General features: G+C 49.4%; 18 protein-coding genes. 9 read left to right on the plus strand and 9 right to left on the minus strand.

The genetic code is table 11. The features are described 5' to 3' along the window. Nucleotides 1-2: 2 nt before the first annotated feature. The 4 genes from ampD to ACYZZ0_RS07480 all read right to left on the minus strand — a co-directional run bounded on the left by ampD (nucleotide 3) and on the right by ACYZZ0_RS07480 (nucleotide 3400). On the minus strand, nucleotides 3-545 hold the full coding sequence (ampD, locus tag ACYZZ0_RS07465; RefSeq protein ID WP_461535975.1) for a 1,6-anhydro-N-acetylmuramyl-L-alanine amidase AmpD: 543 nt from the start codon (nucleotides 543-545) through the stop codon (nucleotides 3-5). A gap of 56 nt (nucleotides 546-601) precedes the next feature. Next, entirely contained in the window at nucleotides 602-1657 is a 1056-nt protein-coding gene (locus ACYZZ0_RS07470) for a DUF1631 family protein (protein ID WP_461535976.1), read from the minus strand. 117 nt (nucleotides 1658-1774) lie between these two features. Then, nucleotides 1775-2431 (minus strand): OmpA family protein, encoded by a 657-nt coding sequence (locus tag ACYZZ0_RS07475; RefSeq protein ID WP_461535977.1) that lies wholly within the window; start codon nucleotides 2429-2431, stop codon nucleotides 1775-1777. 324 nt (nucleotides 2432-2755) lie between these two features. Beyond that, nucleotides 2756-3400: an MBL fold metallo-hydrolase gene (locus ACYZZ0_RS07480; RefSeq protein ID WP_461535978.1), complete on the minus strand. Its 645-nt coding sequence runs from the start codon at nucleotides 3398-3400 to the stop codon at nucleotides 2756-2758. Between the two features lie 229 nt (nucleotides 3401-3629). Between ACYZZ0_RS07480 and ACYZZ0_RS07485 the strand changes: the two genes are divergently transcribed. Beyond that, a complete protein-coding gene (locus ACYZZ0_RS07485) occupies nucleotides 3630-4859 on the plus strand; it encodes a dicarboxylate/amino acid:cation symporter (RefSeq protein ID WP_461535979.1) in 1230 nt (409 codons plus the stop codon). 1 nt (nucleotide 4860) lies between these two features. Here the strand turns inward: ACYZZ0_RS07485 and bioA are convergent, their stop codons facing one another. Further along, nucleotides 4861-6144 (minus strand): adenosylmethionine--8-amino-7-oxononanoate transaminase, encoded by a 1284-nt coding sequence (bioA, locus tag ACYZZ0_RS07490; RefSeq protein ID WP_461535980.1) that lies wholly within the window; start codon nucleotides 6142-6144, stop codon nucleotides 4861-4863. 179 nt (nucleotides 6145-6323) lie between these two features. Here bioA and ACYZZ0_RS07495 point away from each other — a divergent pair, with 179 nt between their 5' ends. After that, the gene (locus tag ACYZZ0_RS07495) at nucleotides 6324-7136 is read left to right on the plus strand and encodes a DUF547 domain-containing protein (RefSeq protein WP_461535981.1); all 813 of its coding nucleotides are present in this window, start codon (nucleotides 6324-6326) and stop codon (nucleotides 7134-7136) included. Nucleotides 7137-7204: 68 nt separating this feature from the next. Then, complete coding sequence (locus tag ACYZZ0_RS07500; protein ID WP_461535982.1) at nucleotides 7205-8059, plus strand: 6-pyruvoyl trahydropterin synthase family protein; 855 nt, start codon at nucleotides 7205-7207, stop codon at nucleotides 8057-8059. Here ACYZZ0_RS07500 and ACYZZ0_RS07505 read toward each other — a convergent pair. Beyond that, nucleotides 8056-9429, minus strand: coding sequence for a glutamine synthetase family protein (locus tag ACYZZ0_RS07505; RefSeq protein ID WP_461535983.1), 1374 nt, complete (start codon nucleotides 9427-9429; stop codon nucleotides 8056-8058). The two genes, ACYZZ0_RS07500 and ACYZZ0_RS07505, sit on opposite strands and share 4 nt — an antisense overlap. Nucleotides 9430-9587: 158 nt before the next feature. Next, the gene (locus ACYZZ0_RS07510; protein ID WP_461535984.1) at nucleotides 9588-10601 is read right to left on the minus strand and encodes a tryptophan--tRNA ligase; all 1014 of its coding nucleotides are present in this window, start codon (nucleotides 10599-10601) and stop codon (nucleotides 9588-9590) included. Nucleotides 10602-10795: 194 nt separating this feature from the next. Between ACYZZ0_RS07510 and mutM the strand changes: the two genes are divergently transcribed. The 4 genes from mutM (at nucleotide 10796) to citS (ending at nucleotide 14809) form a co-directional block, all read left to right on the plus strand. Next, on the plus strand, nucleotides 10796-11611 hold the full coding sequence (gene mutM, locus ACYZZ0_RS07515; protein ID WP_461535985.1) for a bifunctional DNA-formamidopyrimidine glycosylase/DNA-(apurinic or apyrimidinic site) lyase: 816 nt from the start codon (nucleotides 10796-10798) through the stop codon (nucleotides 11609-11611). A gap of 86 nt (nucleotides 11612-11697) precedes the next feature. Then, on the plus strand, nucleotides 11698-12027 hold the full coding sequence (locus tag ACYZZ0_RS07520) for a hypothetical protein (RefSeq protein ID WP_461535986.1): 330 nt from the start codon (nucleotides 11698-11700) through the stop codon (nucleotides 12025-12027). Nucleotides 12028-12182: 155 nt separating this feature from the next. Further along, the gene (gene thiD / locus ACYZZ0_RS07525) at nucleotides 12183-12986 is read left to right on the plus strand and encodes a bifunctional hydroxymethylpyrimidine kinase/phosphomethylpyrimidine kinase (RefSeq protein ID WP_461535987.1); all 804 of its coding nucleotides are present in this window, start codon (nucleotides 12183-12185) and stop codon (nucleotides 12984-12986) included. 437 nt (nucleotides 12987-13423) lie between these two features. Continuing rightward, nucleotides 13424-14809: a citrate/sodium symporter CitS gene (gene citS / locus ACYZZ0_RS07530; RefSeq protein ID WP_461535988.1), complete on the plus strand. Its 1386-nt coding sequence runs from the start codon at nucleotides 13424-13426 to the stop codon at nucleotides 14807-14809. On the opposite strand, the gene ACYZZ0_RS07535 is transcribed toward citS, so the two are convergent. Continuing rightward, a complete protein-coding gene (locus ACYZZ0_RS07535) occupies nucleotides 14806-15327 on the minus strand; it encodes an HAD family hydrolase (protein WP_461535989.1) in 522 nt (173 codons plus the stop codon). The two genes, citS and ACYZZ0_RS07535, sit on opposite strands and share 4 nt — an antisense overlap. Nucleotides 15328-15442: 115 nt before the next feature. Here ACYZZ0_RS07535 and ACYZZ0_RS07540 point away from each other — a divergent pair, with 115 nt between their 5' ends. Further along, on the plus strand, nucleotides 15443-15664 hold the full coding sequence (locus ACYZZ0_RS07540) for a DUF2835 family protein (protein WP_461535990.1): 222 nt from the start codon (nucleotides 15443-15445) through the stop codon (nucleotides 15662-15664). Nucleotides 15665-15790: 126 nt separating this feature from the next. Beyond that, nucleotides 15791-16648, plus strand: a complete 858-nt coding sequence (locus ACYZZ0_RS07545; RefSeq protein ID WP_461535991.1) for a hypothetical protein — start codon at nucleotides 15791-15793, stop codon at nucleotides 16646-16648. Between the two features lie 7 nt (nucleotides 16649-16655). Here the strand turns inward: ACYZZ0_RS07545 and norR are convergent, their stop codons facing one another. Continuing rightward, entirely contained in the window at nucleotides 16656-18206 is a 1551-nt protein-coding gene (gene norR, locus ACYZZ0_RS07550; protein ID WP_461535992.1) for a nitric oxide reductase transcriptional regulator NorR, read from the minus strand. Nucleotides 18207-18340 lie beyond the last annotated feature (134 nt).

The raw sequence follows: 18340 nt of genomic DNA on the forward strand, positions 1-18340 counted from the left end.
GCTCATACCTGCAACTGTCCCCAGTCAAAACCTGCTCCAGGGTCAGTCTTTCGGCCCGGTGCAATATCGCTGTGTCCGACAAGGGCGTCAGGTTGAAGCAAGGGATAATGCTCAACAAGTAACTGGACGATGCCCTTTAACACCCGATACTGTTCAGCTGTGCAGCCGCTATCATCGGTACTTTCCATTTCAATACCAATCGCAAAGTCATTACAACGTTCCCGCCCTTTATAGGCAGACTTTCCTGCATGCCAGGCTCGCTGATGGAAAGGCACAAACTGAATGACTTTGCCTGAACGTTCGATCAGCAAATGAGATGAAACCTGTAAGGTATAAATTTCCCTGAAGAAGGGATGAAGTTCGGGGTTCAGCGTATTGGTAAAAAGTGACTGAACATGGCCACCGCCAAACTGCCCCGGGGGCAGACTGATATTATGTATCACAAGGAGTGAAATATCATTGGGATCCGGGCGAACATCTGCATTGGGGCTATGGATATATTCAGCCTGTTGCAGGACACCATTTTGAATTGTCCAGTCACTCATTCCGATACTTTTTTGAAGGTACTATTTAAAAGGTACTATTTCAGATTTAGAGGGCACTATTTTTTTAACTTGCCTGCTGCAAAGCGAAAACCCAGTTTTGCCAACAAGCCTTTTCTCAATACTCTTAAAGTACCATTATAAATTTCACGAGCAAGGTCATCAGCTGTTTTCTCCATCAGCTTCATGCCTTTACAGTTTTCAAAAATATAGCGCCCGGTGGTTTTATCTTTGACTGTCAGTTTTGCAGTCAGAATAGCGCCCTTTTCCCCTATAAACTCCACCTGCTGTCCCGGCTTTAGTTTTCTTATCAGTTTCAGCTCTTTGCTCAGGTTACAGACAGGTTCATTCTTGATGGAAGGCTTTGACTCTGCTGGCTTTTGACCATCAGATGATGACTCCAGCACAATTTCTTCGACCTTATTCTTCAATACTTCAGAAAACAGTCTGTCTAAAGTGTTGTACAACCCATCGAGCCGGTTCAGTAGATCAAACTCAAAGTGTTTCCACATCATCAGGCGTATACGGGAATCCAGCTTGAGTGGCTGCATGGCGTGCACAAAAGACTGACACCAGTTATCTGCCATCAGTAGTTTCTGGATTCTGGAAGCATCTGACAGGTCAGATGTTTGATACAGGCGACGAGCCAAACAGCTCAGCTGATCTCGATAACGAAGGCTAAACCGGCGCAGTGACACTTCCATTGCCAACGCTTCATCCGCTCCGGTATTTTCCAGCTGACTGATAACGCCCCTGTGAGCCAGGCCGTCAGCCTTGTCTGAATGCAGCCAGTTATGAACATCAGCCTCACTTTCAGAGCGTGTCAGCCAGTCCTGATAATGACGGATAAAATCCCTGCGCTGTGTTCTCAGATATCTGAAGCTGTCAAAAAACGTTCGCTGATCCTTGCGTGTTTCCGCATGTTCAGACATCGAAAACAGAATATCATCCAGCGAATCGAACATCTCATTCAGGTGATGTTCCAGAAACTTATTGACGGTGAATTGAACCTGCTCAACCAAAGGTAGTTTGGCAGCATCTCCATCAAGTGACTGAGAAGAAAAGCTATCAGGCAGGTTATTGCAAGTTTGGGGGTTATCCGAAGGTGAATCCATTCACATCACATTGTTTTAAACGGGTGTAAGAAAAGCTGTAAATAATTATAGTGCTGGCTTTCTTACACCGTCCTTCCATTTCCGAATAAGGACATGACAATGTATTGGGAGAGTTTTCTAACGCTGGGGAGGCGGCAGCAAATCCACTTCTACCCGGCGATTCGCCGGTAATGGCTTGCTGCCGTTATCGGGCACAATAGGGTTACTTGCGCCCTGCCCGAAAGCAGTGATACGTGTGGAAGATACGCCCTGGCTGTGAAGGTAGCGGGCAACACTCTGGGCCCGCTGTTGAGACAGTTCCAGATTGCGCTGGGGTGTACCACCATAGCGATCACTGTAACCAACAACCCGCACCAGATTGTCATCAAACTCCTTCAGCACCTTCCCGACAGAGTTAAGTACAGGATAAAAGCGAGCTTCAATCGCAGCAGAGCCCAGCATGAAGGTAATATCTGCCGGCATAATCAGCTTCAGCTCATCACCATAGCGCGCCACCTGCACGCCGGTGCCCTGCAGTTCCTGCCGCAATACAGCCTCTTGCTTGTCAACATAGTAGCCATACCCTGCACCGGCAGCACCGCCCAGAAGAGCTCCTTTCCAGGCGCCTTCCTTGCCATCAGCCAGAGCACCGATAATGGCTCCACCAACGGCACCGGCTGCTCCATATTTAACCGACTTCCCGGTTTCCTGTTCTCCGGTATAGGGATTGGTTGTCTGACAACCTGTCAGCACGGCTGCGGTCAGCAGCACCACTGTTTTGGATCTGAACTTCATAGCATCAGGTATCCAGCATGGGGAAAGTACAATCAGCCAGGCTGGCAGCAATTCGCTATTAGGGAGCGTTCTCAATCAGTCATATGACCAGCCGCTCATGGTTTACGTCAGGCAAGGCGCGAACTGTGCGGTGTGGTGATTCCACATAAACAGTGAGCAACGCGGTTCTGGCGTAAACCATGAGCGGCCCTTCGGGTTCATCACGCAAGCTCTCATGCCGCGTTGAACGGCTCGAACATGAAACCACCATGCCCTTCACCGTTCGCCTTGCCTGAGAGCTTGCGTGATGAACTGGTCATATGTCTGATTGAGAACGCTCCCTAGTTAACCCAGCCTGACAATGCTGTTTTCACGAACTTCTTCGCCAATAGTAGTATCTGGCCCGTGACCTGTGACGACCTGAACTTCTTCATCCAGCGTATAAAGCCTTTCCTTGATTGAGGTTTCAATGGTCTTGAAGTCTCCACCCCACAGATCGGTCCGGCCGATAGAGCGTCTGAAAAGAGTATCTCCAGCCAGCAGCAGCTTGTGTGGCTCGAAGTAGAAACACATGGAACCCGGCGTATGGCCCGGCGTATGCATTGCCATACCCCCACAACAGCTCAAATCCTCATCATCATGCAACCAGTGATCCGGGTCCGGCTGCGGCACATAAGGTACACCAAACATACGGCATTGCAGCTCCAGATTGTCCCACAGGAACTTGTCTTCTTTATGCAAGTAGATGGGCGCCCCGGTTTTCTTCTTGATTTCACCACTGGCCAGAAAATGGTCCAGGTGAGCATGGGTATGAATAATTCGAGTCAGCTTCAGGCCTGATGCAGCCAGCTTCTGCAGAATAATTTCCGGATCACCGCCCGGATCCACAATAATCGCTTCACCCCTGATACGGTCACCAATGATGGTGCAGTTACACTGGATCGGACCGACCGGAAAGGTTTCCCGAAAAAACACTGCTTCAGCCTGCATCTACTCACTCCTGCTTACAGCTTTTAGAGCCTGTTCATGATCTTAGATAAAAGGAGTAGATCATAACGGGGAGCCGGGCTTCAGGCCATTGTCGGAAATCTGACTAAAAAGGCTAGCCCTTCAAACTATTCCTGATAACGAAATGAATTAAAGTGATTTTATCCGGTCAGAAACTAGGTCTAGCTTGATAAAGGGACTTCTGCTGTAAACCCGAGGGAGAAAAAGAGCCATGACATTTCTGCGATTCTGGTCTTCACCTTATATGCTGCTGGCTGCCATTGTGCTGGGTGTCTTATGCGGTTGGGCAGACTGTAGCTGGGTAAACGGGATCGCAGCCGCTATTGCCGACACTTTTGTACGCCTGCTGCAACTGGTCAGCATGCCCATCATTTTCCTGTCCCTGACGGCGACGCTGACAGGAATGAGCAGCTTGCAAACCGTACGTTCATTAGGCAGTCGAGTGTTGCGCTATACCCTGCTGACAACAATTATTGCGGCTTCAACAGCTCTGGCGCTATTGATGATTTTTGATCCTGCGTCGACCACTCTGGTGCCTGCTGAAACGGCCAGCCCGACAACCGGTTCAGGGCCAGGTTATCTGGCCTATTTGCATACCGTTATTCCTACCAACTTTATTGAGCCCTTTCTGAAACACAATGTTATTGGGGTTCTGTTTATTGCCCTGTTCCTCAGTTTTGCCACCCTGACGCTGGCCGAAGAAAACAGAACCACCCTGCACCAGTTGTTTAAAAGCCTGCTGGATGCCGTGATGGCTATGACCCGGATGTTGCTGACACTGATCCCTCTTGCCGTCTGGGCATTTGTTGTCAGTTTCTTTACCGAGCTGAATTCATCACTGAGTGTCAGTGGCCTGATGCTGTATCTGCTCTGTGTTGTTCTGGCCAACTTGATTCAGGCCGGTATTGTGTTGCCAGTATTGCTGCGGCTCAAAGGTATTCCCGTGAGTCGCACTCTGAAAGGCATGTGGCCGGCACTGGCTATTGCATTCTTTTCCAAATCATCCAGCGCAGCTTTGCCAACAGCTGTTAATTGTGCAGAGAAGAATCTTGGGGTGAGTACAACCGTCAGTCGCTTCAGCCTGCCTTTATGTATCACCATCAATATGAATGCCTGTGCTGCATTTATCATAACGACAGTGTTATTTGTCTCCATGAGCAACGGCATCAGCTACAGCCCGGTTGAACTGATGATCTGGGTGCTGATTGCAACGATTGCAGCCATTGGTAATGCCGGCGTTCCGATGGGGTGTTACATGCTGTCCAGCGCCATGCTGGCCACTATGGATGTTCCGCTTTATTTGCTGGGAATGATCCTGCCGTTCTATTCGCTGATCGATATGCTGGAGAGTGCCATCAATGTCTGGTCTGACGCTTGCGTCACGGCAGTTGTCGATAAAGAGCACTCAGCCTGTGAACAGCTGAGTGCAAAGGAAGTTTAAATCAGATCCGGCTTACAACCCGGCACATGGCGGCACAGAGTGTCGCCAGATCTTCCGGGGAAATCACGTAAGGCGGCATAATATATACCAGCTTGCCAAACGGTCGCACCCAGATGCCCTCTTCAACAAACAGGGGCTGAACCCGTTTCATATCAACCGGCTGTTTCAGTTCAACAACACCGATTCCCCCGATAACTCGAACTTCAGCGACATTCTGAAGGTCAGCACAAGGCGCCAGACCGGACTGCAGGCCTTTTTCAATATCGGCAACCTGCTGCTTCCATTCTCCCCGCTGCAGAATACTCAAACTGGCATTACCAGCCGCACACGCCAGCGGGTTGGCCATAAATGTCGGACCATGCATCATGGGCCCTTTTTCTGAAATAGTCTGGCTGACCTTTCCGGTACAGATAGTTGCCGCCATGGTCATATAGCCACCGGTCAAGGCCTTACCCACACACATAATATCCGGTGTGATACCGGCCATTTCAGAAGCAAACAAAGTACCGGTGCGGCCAAAGCCGGTCGCAATCTCGTCACAAATCAGCAGAACGCCATAATGCTGACACAACTCATAGGTACGACGTACATACTCCGGGTGGTAGAAGTACATGCCACCCGCTCCCTGAACAACCGGCTCGATAATCACGGCGGCCAAGTCTTCATGATGGCGTTCAAAGTGTTGCTCCAGCTCTTCCATACAGGATTCATTCCACTCGTCACCATAACGACAGGACGGGCGGCTGACAAAAAAGTGTTGGGGTAACAGGCCAGTAAAATAGTGATGCATTCCGGTGACCGGGTCGCACAGCGCCATAGCCCCAGTGGTATCGCCATAATAACCACCGTTGACCGTCAGGATTTTGCGTTTGCCTTCACAGCCTTTGGCCAGCTGGTATTGCACTGCCATTTTTATGGCAACTTCCACAGAGACCGACCCTGAATCGGCAAAGAAAACCGTTTCCAGCCCTTCCGGTGTCATATCCACCAGCTTGCGCGCCAGATCAATCGCCGGTTTATGGGTCAGGCCTCCGAACATCACATGGGACATCGTGTCGACCTGCTGATGCAGCGCTGCATTCATTTCCGGATGTTGATAACCATGAATCTGACACCACCAGGAAGACATACCATCAATCAGTTCCCGCCCGTCTGCCAGTTTGATTCTCACACCTTCGGCAGATACCACCGGATACATTTCATAGCGATGAACGGTTGACGTATAGGGATGCCAGATGTGGTCGGCATCAAACGCCATATCTTCCCGGGTAATCATCGAATTCATTCGCATTGCGCCTTGTAGGTTATTAAGCCTGAACAACTCGTAGCATCTGCCGATAAGCAGAAAGGTACGAGTGTCCAACTCTTACTGGTTATGCACTGCGATACAGCATATTGAATATCACTCAGGCTGCAATATCCCGTTACAAGATATCTACAGCGAAACCGCATCAGGACTCCTGAATGATCGTTATTCTTAACAGAGGATTTGGCACCGAAGCCAGTCTGGAAGACCGCAGCCTGACAAGCGAACTCAGTCGTCTGCTGGACAATGCCCGGGAGCATTTTTATGACACAGCAAACCGCCTGTTTGCCTATGATGCCTATGCCCGTTCTTCACATTTTCATGACTACCGCAATTTGACCCGGGCACTGACAGCCTTTGAGCCGGAATTACTTGAAGATAACAATGAACGCAAAGCCTTCTGGCTGAACCTTTACAACGGACTGGCAATCAATGCGGTTATTAGTCATGACCTGCAGGAAGAGCTGCAAGAGCACAAGCTGTTCTACTCCCAGACCTGCTACCAGATTGGTAACCATCCCTGGTCACTGGATCATATCGAGCATGGTATTTTGCGGGGCAACAGCCCCAAGTACCGGGCTCTAAGAAAACCCTTTTCAAAATCCCACAAGGTTTTTCCATTACTGTTTGAACACGGTGACCCGCGCATCCATGCCGCACTCTACACACCTTGTCAGTCATCTCCGATGTTTTCGGTCTTCAGCAGTGACTATGTTGATCAGCAGCTCGATAACGCCTGCCGCAATATGATTAAAAATGATGTAAAAATCAGTGATGACGGCAGTGAGCTCTATCTGCCAATGATCTTCAAATGGTATCAGCGGGATTTTGGTTCGGCAGCGGATATCGTCAACTTTATTGCCCGCTATATGGAAGACACCTCTGCAGCTGCCTCCCTCCAGCAGAGAATGGAGGAGCGCCAGCTTAAACTGCACTATATTCCCTATAGCTGGATTATCAATACACGGTAAAAGCTGATAATCCGGCTCATGTTCGGGTAGACTACGCCCCCCTTTTGCAAATCAAACCGACCGATACCATGAGCGCCCTTTTTGTCGATGCACTGACCACCGTTGATTTCTCTTACCTCTGCCCCCGTCGTGGCCTCGTGGGCGAGAGTTGGCTGGTCGATGTTGAGCTCTATGGCGAGCTGGATGAACAGGGAATGGTATTTGACTTTGGCCACGTCAAAAAAGAAATCAAGCGAGTTATTGATCTCTGTGCCGATCATCGGTTGCTGGTACCAACCGCCCATCCTTCCGTTGCTCTGGAAAAGTCAGACACTCAGTTGATCGTAAAGCTGGAAACCGAAAATGATGGCCTGATTACCTGTAAGGCTCCCGAACAGGCGATTCTGCCGGTTGATGTTACCGAGATCACAACAGAAAATCTGAAGCCGGTACTGGAAAAGATTGTTATTGACGTACTGCCTGACAATGTGGCTCAGGTCGTTTTGAAGTTATATCCGGAAAATATTGAAGGTGCTTTCTACCACTACAGTCATGGCCTGAAAAAGCATGCCGGCGACTGCCAGCGCATTGCTCACGGCCACCGCTCTGCCATTCAGATTGAAATCGACGGCCAGCGCAATGCAACTACCGAAGCCGAATGGGCAAAACGCTGGCACGATATTTACCTGATTACCCGGGAAGACCTGCTCGAAACCTTTACCGAAGGTAATGTCAGCTACCACCGCAGTGGTTACACCTCTCAGCAGGGTGCATTTGAACTGACCCTGAATGCTGACCGCTGCTGCATTATGGAAACCGATTCCACTGTTGAGTTGATCGCCCACTACATTGCAGAGCAGATCAGCCAGAGTCACCCGGGCAAAGCCATCAAAGTGCGGGCATTTGAAGGCTTCCAGAAAGGCGCTATTGCGGTTATCGACTAGATAATCTCAAAGTAACGCTCCAGCTCCCAGTCGGTGATGTGCTTTCTGAATTCCCGTTCCTCCCATTCCCGGCTGGCAGCAAAATGCTCCACAAAAGCATCTCCAAAACTGCGACGTGCGACTGAAGATTGCTTCAGTCGCTGTGCTGAAGCAAACAGGGTTTGAGGCAAAGCAAACTCATCAGAGTATTGCTGTTCATAAGCATTGCCCCGCACTTGCTCAACCGGCTCAATACCCTTTTCGATTCCATAGAGTCCTGAGGCCAATACAGCAGCAAGCGCCAGATAAGGCGATGCATCTGCAGACCCAAGCCGATACTCAACTCGCTGTGATGACGCACTGCCAGGAATAACCCGCAAGGCACAGGTTCTGTTCTCGATACCCCAGGTTGCATGAGTCGGTGCCCAGAAGCCCGGCACCAAACGGCTATAACTGTTTACAGTCGGTGCCAGCATGGCGGTGAACTCAGGCATCAGCTGTTGCAGTCCACCAACAAAATGGCGCTGAATTTCGCTCATTCCATACGGCTGTGCAGCATCATGGAATACCGATTCGCCCGATTTCACTGATGTCAGCGATACATGAATATGACCACTTTGTCCGGGTTGATCATTTGACCAACGCGCCATAAACGTGGCCATCAGCTCATTATGTTGGGCCAGTACCTTGATAAAGGTTTTGAACAGCACCGCTTTATCAGCAACGGCTTCAGCCTTGTCTACCGCTATGGCAGCTTCAATAACGCCCGGACCGGTTTCGGTATGGATGCTTTCGATTGGAAAATCCATCTCCTCTGCCAGCGATAAAATTTGATGGTACAAATCGGCATGCACCGAGTTACGCAGAACGGAATAACCACAGTTATCGGGTGTAAACGGCTCCAGATTCCGAAAGCCTTTTTCCCTGACTGATTGGGGCGTTTCCCTGAACAGGAAAAATTCATACTCAAATGCAGCAGACGGCTCAAATCTCATGCTTCGGGCTTTATCAATCATGCGTCTCAGCATGGCTCTGGAACAGATTGATTCTGCTTTGCCCTCAAACTCGCAAAGAAAAAACAGCCCGTTTTCTTCCAGAGGTAATTCCCGGCAGGTGTGGGGGAGAATGCGCACTAACGCATCAGGGTAACCAGTATGCCAGCCGGTAAAGCGGGCATTGTCATAGAGCTGATCCTTTACATCCCAGCCCAGAATCACATTACAAAAGGAGAACCCTTTTTCCAGAGAGGCAAGAAATTTCTCCCGCCGCATATATTTACCAAGCAACAGGCCATCACTGTCAGAAATTCCAACTTTTATATGAGTGAGACCACGCTCGTTAATGATCTGCCGTGCGTCGTTTAATGTCCGGACATCGCGCGGATTGATCATCCTGCTCCCCTTACTCTTGTTATTCAGGTACAGGGTATATAGACAAGCGATCTGAGAAATACAGCTTTAGTGACAAGAAAAAGCCGACAGGAAAAAATAAAAAACGGCGATGCAAATAGAATATGCATCGCCGTTCCGGATTAAGCGCGACTAAAAGGTCAGGCACTCAACGGGCGCAGGCCCACAGCATGACGAATTTTAGCCAGTAGGTCAGAAGCTTCTGCGCGGGCACGCTCGGCACCTTTCAGCAGTTCTTCTTCGATAAACGCAGGGTTGGCAATCAGCTCGTCATAACGGGCACGTGGCTCAGCCAGGTGCGCATTCAGGTATTCGAACAGCTCCTGCTTCAGATGCCCCCAACCGGCACCTTCTTCATACTGGCGACGCTTGGCTTCCACTTCTTCCGGGGTAGCGAAGGCAGAGAAAATCTGGAACAGAGTACAGGTTTCGGGATCTTTCGGCTCGCCCGGCTCCAGACTGTTGGTCTTGATCTTCATGATGAACTTGCGCAGCTTTTTCTCCGGCGCAAACAGCGGAATGACATTGTCATAGCTCTTGCTCATCTTGCGACCATCCAGACCATTCAGAACAGCAGTAGTTTCACCCACAACCGCTTCCGGCAGGGTGAACAGATTACCGTAGTGATGGTTCATACGGCCGGCAATATCACGCGCCATTTCGATATGCTGAACCTGATCCTTGCCTACCGGTACCTTGTTGGCGTTGAACATCAGAATATCCGCAGCCATCAGCACCGGATAGCTGAACAGACCCATGGTTACGCCCTTGTCCGGATCCTTGGCACCGGACTCTTCATTTTCCTGCACTGCCGCTTTGTATGCGTGAGCACGGTTCATCAGACCCTTAGCGGTCATGCAGTTCAGAATCCAGCACAGTTCGGTGATTTCAGGTACATCAGACTGACGGTAGAAGGTGACCTTGTCAGTATCCAGTCCCAGAGCCAGCCAGCTTGCAGCGATCTCCAGCGTGGAACGGTGTACCCGCTCCGGATCACGGGTGCTGATAATCGCGTGATAGTCAGCCAGAAAGAAAAAGGAGTCGACACCTTCACGCTGGCTGTCTGCAATCGCCGGGCGAATAGCGCCCACGTAGTTGCCCAGGTGCGGTGTACCGGACGGCTTGATACCGGTCAGCGTTCTGATTCTGCTCATAAAAATCTGTTCACAGGAGTTATGGTCCCGATTTAACCGGGAACCTTGATCGGCGCATTATAGAGAACCGGCTTCAGGGGGAACAGTCCTCGCGGATTCACTTTAACCTGACAGTATTGGCAAACATCCGGTTTCTGCTAAGGTCAGCAACATAAAATGACCACCAGACAGCAATACAGAACAGCAAGACGCCCATGCCTGAGCTACCAGAAGTCGAAACAACCCGCCGGGGCATATCTCCCCACATTGAAGGCAAAACCATCAGCAACGTAGTGATTCGGAATCACCGGCTGCGCTGGCCGATACGGGAAGACCTGCCACAACTTCTTCAGGATCAGCCAATAACGAACATCAGCCGGCGAGCCAAATATCTGATGCTGGAAACGCCTGAAGGCACACTGATTCTTCATTTAGGAATGTCAGGTTCACTACGGGTTGTTCAAAACGGAGATAAGCCCGGAAAACATGATCATCTGGATCTGGTATGCAGCGATGGTACAACGCTGAGACTGCATGACCCACGCCGCTTTGGTGCTGCTGTCTGGACAGATGAGCCCTGCGGGCAACATTCATTGCTGGAGCACCTGGGGCCGGAGCCTTTGTCAGATGAATTCAATGGTGATCGCCTGACCCAGTGCGCCAAAGGTAAAAGCCGGGCCGTCAAATTATTGATTATGGATAATCAGGTTGTTGTCGGTGTCGGTAATATTTACGCCAACGAAGCCCTGTTTATGGCTGGCATCCGGCCCGACCGGCCCGCTGGTAAGATATCTGCCCGGCGTTATGCCCGGCTGGCCGACTGCATCAAAATCGTGCTGGCCAATGCTATCGAAAAGGGTGGCACCACATTGAAGGACTTTGTCGGAGGAGACGGGAAGCCGGGCTACTTCCAGATTGAGCTGACTGTTTACGGTCATGGTGGCGAACCCTGCCCCAAATGTGAAAAGCCGCTGACTGAAATCAAACTTGGGCAACGCACCACAGTTTTCTGCAAATCCTGCCAGCGCTGAATAAGTGCGGGTGCGTTGCATGAAAAATCTCTGGGCTATCATCAAAGGAAGGAGCCATTTATCTCAAGGAAAGAGGAATTCCCAATATGCGCCGCCTTCTCCAGTCATTCACACTTATTGCTGCCATGCTGGTTACACTGATGAGTGCCCAGTTTGCAGCTGCATCTGATCTGGAAGATCTGAAGCAGCGCAACAATAACCAGTCATCAATGGAAGATCCCAACTTCCTTGCCATGACAGGGGATTTGCTGATTGCACGGCCCCTGCTTCTGGCCACAACCATTCTTGGTGGTGTGGTATTTGTTGTGAGTTCTCCCTTCTCCGCTGCCGGTGGCAACATGAACGAAGCAGCAGAAACACTGGTCAAGTCTCCAGCTCGAGCCACCTTTCAGCGTTGCCTTGGCTGTAGTCGTTAACGCACCTCTGGAGAAGCAGGTAATGTAGCCTGATGACCTGCTTCTCTGACCTGCCCCATACCATTGCAACTGTGCTTTCCCCCCCATAAACTCTTTCAGCACTCATTTTCAGGAAGGCCTGATGGCTTTTCCTTACTCAAGCAGACTCAGTAAACATGACTCCAATTGCTCTTACTATTGCTGGTTCCGACAGTGGTGGCGGTGCCGGTATCCAGGCTGACCTCAAGGCTTTTTCCGCACTTCAGGCATACGGCTGCTCCGTTATTACAGCCCTGACAGCCCAGAATACTCAAGGTGTTCAGGGCATCTTCGATGTTGACCCCGCTTTTATTGCCCTGCAACTGGAGTCTGTATTCTCCGACCTGGCAGTTCAGGCCGTTAAAGTTGGTATGCTGAGTCGGCGAGAGGTTATCCAGACCGTCGCTGAAGCCATTGAAAAATATCAGGTATCCAGGCTTGTCCTCGATCCGGTCATGGTTGCGACCAGTGGTGACCTTTTATTACAGAAAGATGCTGTCGACAGCCTGAAATCTGACCTGATTCCCAAGGCAGCCCTGATTACCCCGAACCTGCCGGAAGCCGCCGTGCTGCTGGATACCGAGGTTGCTACGACTACAGCACAGATGGAAGCGATGATTGAGCCCTTGATGGCACTGGGCTCCCAGGCTGTTCTGTTGAAAGGCGGTCACTTGCAGGAAGGCGAGAGTGTCGATCTGCTACATGATGGCAAAGAACTGCACTGGCTGACCGCTCCCCGGGTAGAAACCCGCAATACTCATGGAACGGGTTGTACGCTGTCAGCTGCAACAGCAGCCCTGCTGGCTCGCGGTTTCGATATGAAAGATGCTGTGTTTGCTGCCAAGGATTACATCTCCAATGCTATTGCAGCGGCAGATCAGCAGAATATCGGCAAGGGTCATGGCCCGGTTCATCATTTCCACAATTACTGGCATTCATAATTTCTGTTTGCTGCCAGCATGTTGCTGGCAGCACCTTTCGCCCCTGTTCTCAAAACAACCGTTTTAGAACGTCTATACTGCTTCAGATATTTAACAAACGCCTCTGTTAACGCAGACATATCTCTAGGGAGCGTTCTCAATTAAACATTTGACCAGCCGCACATGGTTGACGCCAGGTTAGGCGCGAACTGTGCGGTGTGGTGATTCCACATAAACAGTGAGCAACGCGGCATGGCGTCAACCATGTGCGGCCCTTCGGGTTCATCACGCAGGCTCTCATGCCGCGTTGAACGGCTTGAACATGGAACCACCATGCCCTGCGCCGCTCGCCTTACCTGAGAGCCTGCGTGATGAACTGGTCATATGTTTAATTGAGAACACTCCCTATGTCCGCCAACCTGTTCTGAATATAACAATCGATACAGGGATACTGATGTATGACGATCCCCTCTGATGCCCAACCGGAAGGTACTCTGGGCTCTGATACAGTGGATGACCCGATCATGCCTCCAGCCGGGCTTTGGCAGAAAGTGCTTCAGTTTGAGCTCTACGGCATGCCAGCCCCGGTCTTTCTGCTGGCTTTTATTACTATTGCGCTGGCCCATACCTTTGACCTGCTGCCCAAAAACCTGATCGGGGCATTGGCCATCATGTTTGTGATTGGCGGTGTTTTCGGGGAGATAGGCAAGCGGCTGCCTTTCTGGAATCGCTATATCGGCGGGGCACCGGTGCTGATTTTCCTGGGAACGGCCTGGCTGGTTTATGCAGGGGTTCTGTCGAACCGGGACTCTGCTGTTATTGAAGCCATGATGCAGGACTATAAGTTTCTGGATCTGTTTATCGCCGTGCTGATTACCGGCAGTATCCTGCCCATTAACCGACGGCTGCTATTACGTTCTCTGATTGGTTATATCCCAGCAATTCTGGCCTCCGTAGCCGGAGCCATGGCGTTGGGCGTTCTGGCAGGCTGGATATTTGGGATTGACTCCAAAGAAATCATTTCCCTGTATGTACTTCCCATCATGGGTGGAGGCAATGGCGCAGGAGCTATTCCCATGGCAGAAATTTATGAAGCCACCACCGGCTATCCGAGGGAGCAGTTCTACTCAGTCGCGATATCCATTCTGACCATCGCCAATATTATCGCCATACTCTCTGCTTCCCTGCTGGACCGGCTGGGTAAGCACTATCCATCACTGACCGGTGAAGGGCAGCTGGTACAACGGGGTGCGCTCGAAGTACTGGAAGATGAGCCACCACGACGCAAACTGACAACCCGGGACCTCGTAGCCGGGCTGGCTCTGGCGGTTACCTTTTACGTGCTTGCCATTATCTTTGCCAAAGTGATTTTCCCAGGCTGGGGCGATGTAAAAATCCACCCCTATGCCTATATGGTGTTGTTGATTGCAGTGGTTAATGCCACAGGATTTGTTCCGGCCGAATTGAAAGAAGGTTCACGTCGGGTTGCAGATTTCTTCAGCGTGCATATTGTCTGGCTGCTGATGGTCGGTGTTGGCGTAGCCTATACCGATCTGGGAGAAATCATTGCGGCACTGTCCCTGACCAATATTGCCATTGCCACCCTGATTGTTGTGGGCGCTATTCTCGGTGCAGCTCTCGGTGGAAAACTGTTTGGTTTCTATCCCATTGACAGTGCCATCACCGCGGGACTCTGTATGGCAAACCGCGGTGGAACAGGTGATCTGGAGGTACTGGCAGCATCGAATCGTATGAGCCTTCTTTGCTATGCCCAGATTTCATCTCGTATGGGGGGCGGAATTATTCTGGTTATTGCCAGCATTGTGTTTGGCATGCAGGGCTAGGTTCTGCTGATAAGGGATACCAGCTCATCAAGATGCAGAATGGCTTTACACTCAGGATCTGAAGGTATGGATACCTCTTCTTGCCTGAGCCAGACTGCATCCAGTCCAGACTTCACAGCTCCCTGAACATCATTGTGATAGTCATCCCCAACCATCAGCAACTCAGATAAAGGACACTCCAGCTGCTTGCCAATAGCTTCAAAAAATCTCCGGTCCGGCTTGCTGTAGCCGAGGGACTGATAACAGAAAACACCCTCCAGATAACGATCAAGCCCCACTCTTTGCAGGGCATGCCAGATATCCTGACTGGAGGAATCCCTGGCATTGGTCGCCAGATAGCAACGAGTAATACCGGATAGTTGTTGCAATGTTTCGAGAGCGCCTGCCACTACTTCAACTTCAGGCCAGTCTTTCATTGGCCCCGCATATTCAGGCTTGTCGACCATCAGGGTGTTGCCCCAGTCAAACAGGATTCCCCTGTACTTCAAACTTGAAGGCACTGTTCCACCGAAAGACATAGCGGCACCATCTTGTTGCTATTATTTATAGATAGGCATGTTAGCATTTAGCCTAAAGATATATAGCAATATGTTATAAAGGTTGTGGCAAAGAATAGAAAATCAGGGAAGAACGATGAACAAAGCCATTTTCTCAGTCAACCTGAACTCTGACCAGGTACTGATGTATTACAAAGGGCAGAAGAAAAGTGTACGCGTACATACTCAGGATGGGATGAGTATGAGTCTGCCTTTCGAGATCCTTCTGGAGCATGTAACTCGCTCGGGTATTTATGGCACGTTTGAAATCAGTTATGGAAATGACGGTAAGTTACAACAACTGAGAAGGTTATCCTGATCTCTCTTTCTAAAGAAATTAAAATATTTTTCATTAATAATGAAAAAATAGTTTAGTAACACCTGAGAGCTCTAACCATAAAAAACAAGCTATACTGCCTCCTCAAATAATTTTCAAAGAATTACAATGAGTCTAGAAAAAACAGTCAGGCTTGTTTTTACTTGTATCACAACCTATTTAATTTTTCTCTCGCCTCTATCCCATGCCAGAATGATCATGGAGGTTTCTTTTCCAACATCACATGGAGCGACTAGAGGGCAAACAGTTGGCGAACTATACATCAAATTATCTGCAGAGACAGTCGTCGTTAAATTCACTCCTAAACTTATAACGAAACCATTTCCCAAAGATCATATTCAAGACTTTTTTCCCGGAATAGTTGACTATCTCGAAACCAAACTTCCTCTCCCTCATATTACATATTGCGCAGTTTATGACAAACGATCTCCTGCACTACGCCCACTTCTTTCATCAAGTATTCATTACACATGGTCGCAACATATGGATGCAATCAATATCCAAAAGCACTCAACAGATTACAGTGATGATTCAGATATCTACTACTATTCCAGTCAGAATGGGATCGCTCGCACCCAGACTCAGGAAAGAACTAAACTCTTTGATTTATGGTCAATTATTAGCTTGGTAAATAATAGCCAGTCATGTATCGACCTACAGCAATACGAAGGTCTGGATTTCAAATCTCCAATATTTCTTAATTTTGGATGCCCCCATAAGAGTGGTACCGCTATATGCAAAATCGATAGAATACAACGTAGCCACGGAGGCACATGTTTGGAATTAACCTTGTCAGAGAAACAGCCTGAGGGTTATTCAGTTGGTTATCGACAAGCTACTACTCGGTACACTATTAGAGTAATGATGATTCAAGGTGTTGACTGTGACTCTGAAAAAAAGATTAACTATATTGAGCTGCACAAAGAATCAATTCATGCCTTAACCATTCACCGAAAGTCAAAATAATTATCGTCTATTTCATACCTAATCGCTTAGCCAGACGATGTAGATTCCCCGCATCAACAGATAACTGTCTGGCAGCTTCGGCCCAGCGTCCATTACAAGCATCAACCGTTTTCTCAATCATCTGCCGCTGAAACAAATCCGTAGCTTCACGCAAACTAAGGCTTGAATCCACTGACGAGGTAAAACTGGAAACAGGCAATTCTTTGACTGAGTTGTTGCCATCTCTAGCCCCCCGCTCAAGGCTCGAAAAGTGCCGTGGCAGAATCAACACAAACTGATCTTCCGCTTCAGAGCGTGCAAGAATTGCAGCCCGGTGAATACAGTGTTCCAGTTCACGCACATTGCCCGGCCAGTGATACGCCATCAGGATTTCATGGCATTCATCACTCAACCTCAGGTTCTGTATTCCCATCTGCCCACGGCATTTTTCAATAAAAAAACCGGCCAACTGTAAAATATCATTGCCGCGTTCCCGCAACGGTGGCACTGCCACAGGGAAGACACTCAGGCGATGATAAAGGTCTGCCCGAAAACGCTCCTCCATTACTTCCTGCTTCAGGTCTCTATTCGTTGCAGCAATAATCCGCGTATTCACTTTTAAACTGCGATCATCACCCACACGCTGCAAATCACCATACTGCAGAACTCTCAGCAGTTTGGATTGAAGAGGTAACGATAACTCACCCACCTCATCCAGAAATAATGTGCCCTGGTCAGCCAGTTCAAACTTTCCCTTACGATTGCTTATTGCACCGGTAAAGGCACCTTTTACATGACCAAATAACTCACTCTCTGCCACAGATTCCGGCAGGGCAGCACAGTTGAGATAAACCATAGGAAAGTCTGCACGGGGAGAAGCGGCATGTATCGCCGCCGCCACAAGTTCTTTACCGGTTCCTGTTTCTCCGAGAATCAGTGTTGTCAGCTCTGTATCAGCGACAATGCCAATCTCCTTTTTCAGAGATTGCATAGCCGGAGACTGCCCGATCATCTCTACCCGGTTCACACCGGATGTTTTGATAGGCGTGCTACTGGATGTCTGCACGGCCTGTTGCTCAAGCTTGTCCATCAGCAAGGCATTGTTCAGTGATGCTGCAGCCAATGCACTTACAGTTCTCAATTCGTCATTGGTAAACCCATCGAACTGGGTCGGACTGAAGCCATCTATCGTCAGCGCTCCGATTAAACGATCACTGACCGTTAAAGGAAGACCGATACAGGCATGCACCTCCAGCTCACCGGTATGTGACGGAATCAGTCCGTCATACGGATCAGGCAAATCGCTATCAGCAGGAAAACGTACGACATCCCCTGCCCGGGCAATCACCTCGAGACGTGGATGTTCGTCTATAACAAAGTGCCGACCAAGAACATCCGGCGCCAAACCATCAATCGCCAGCGGTACAAACTTCTGTTCCTGAAAAAGTAACAGTGCGGATGCTTCTGAATTAAACAACTGACGTACAGTCGCAAGCAGTCGCTCAAAGCGATCCTGACTGGAAATACCCGTAGTTAAATCCAGTGCCAGACTGGTGAGCGATATAGAACTGTGCAACATAAATCAGCAATCACAAATAATTGTCAAAAAAACAATCAATGTCATTAAGACACCAATCAACAGCATGTCAAAATGACACAAACATAAAAAATATTCAATAAAATCAATAGGATAAAAGTTGGCACATTGAATGC

This window comes from Spongorhabdus nitratireducens (genome assembly GCA_947387575.1).
Lineage (GTDB): Bacteria > Pseudomonadota > Gammaproteobacteria > Pseudomonadales > Endozoicomonadaceae > CANDOC01.

Excerpts from the sequence above, each read along its gene's own strand:
- ACYZZ0_RS07520 (WP_461535986.1), top strand. The coding sequence starts at position 11,698 with ATGCGCCGCCTTCTCCAGTCATTCACACTTATTGCTGCCATGCTGGTT.
- bioA (WP_461535980.1), bottom strand. The coding sequence starts at position 6,144 with ATGAATTCGATGATTACCCGGGAAGATATGGCGTTTGATGCCGACCAC.
- ACYZZ0_RS07505 (WP_461535983.1), bottom strand. The coding sequence starts at position 9,429 with ATGATCAATCCGCGCGATGTCCGGACATTAAACGACGCACGGCAGATC.
- ACYZZ0_RS07480 (WP_461535978.1), bottom strand. The coding sequence starts at position 3,400 with ATGCAGGCTGAAGCAGTGTTTTTTCGGGAAACCTTTCCGGTCGGTCCG.
- ACYZZ0_RS07485 (WP_461535979.1), top strand. The coding sequence starts at position 3,630 with ATGACATTTCTGCGATTCTGGTCTTCACCTTATATGCTGCTGGCTGCC.
- ampD (WP_461535975.1), bottom strand. The coding sequence starts at position 545 with ATGAGTGACTGGACAATTCAAAATGGTGTCCTGCAACAGGCTGAATAT.
- ACYZZ0_RS07500 (WP_461535982.1), top strand. The coding sequence starts at position 7,205 with ATGAGCGCCCTTTTTGTCGATGCACTGACCACCGTTGATTTCTCTTAC.
- citS (WP_461535988.1), top strand. The coding sequence starts at position 13,424 with ATGACGATCCCCTCTGATGCCCAACCGGAAGGTACTCTGGGCTCTGAT.
- norR (WP_461535992.1), bottom strand. The coding sequence starts at position 18,206 with ATGTTGCACAGTTCTATATCGCTCACCAGTCTGGCACTGGATTTAACT.
- ACYZZ0_RS07545 (WP_461535991.1), top strand. The coding sequence starts at position 15,791 with ATGAGTCTAGAAAAAACAGTCAGGCTTGTTTTTACTTGTATCACAACC.
- thiD (WP_461535987.1), top strand. The coding sequence starts at position 12,183 with ATGACTCCAATTGCTCTTACTATTGCTGGTTCCGACAGTGGTGGCGGT.
- ACYZZ0_RS07495 (WP_461535981.1), top strand. The coding sequence starts at position 6,324 with ATGATCGTTATTCTTAACAGAGGATTTGGCACCGAAGCCAGTCTGGAA.
- ACYZZ0_RS07535 (WP_461535989.1), bottom strand. The coding sequence starts at position 15,327 with ATGTCTTTCGGTGGAACAGTGCCTTCAAGTTTGAAGTACAGGGGAATC.
- ACYZZ0_RS07470 (WP_461535976.1), bottom strand. The coding sequence starts at position 1,657 with ATGGATTCACCTTCGGATAACCCCCAAACTTGCAATAACCTGCCTGAT.
- ACYZZ0_RS07540 (WP_461535990.1), top strand. The coding sequence starts at position 15,443 with ATGAACAAAGCCATTTTCTCAGTCAACCTGAACTCTGACCAGGTACTG.
- mutM (WP_461535985.1), top strand. The coding sequence starts at position 10,796 with ATGCCTGAGCTACCAGAAGTCGAAACAACCCGCCGGGGCATATCTCCC.
- ACYZZ0_RS07510 (WP_461535984.1), bottom strand. The coding sequence starts at position 10,601 with ATGAGCAGAATCAGAACGCTGACCGGTATCAAGCCGTCCGGTACACCG.
- ACYZZ0_RS07475 (WP_461535977.1), bottom strand. The coding sequence starts at position 2,431 with ATGAAGTTCAGATCCAAAACAGTGGTGCTGCTGACCGCAGCCGTGCTG.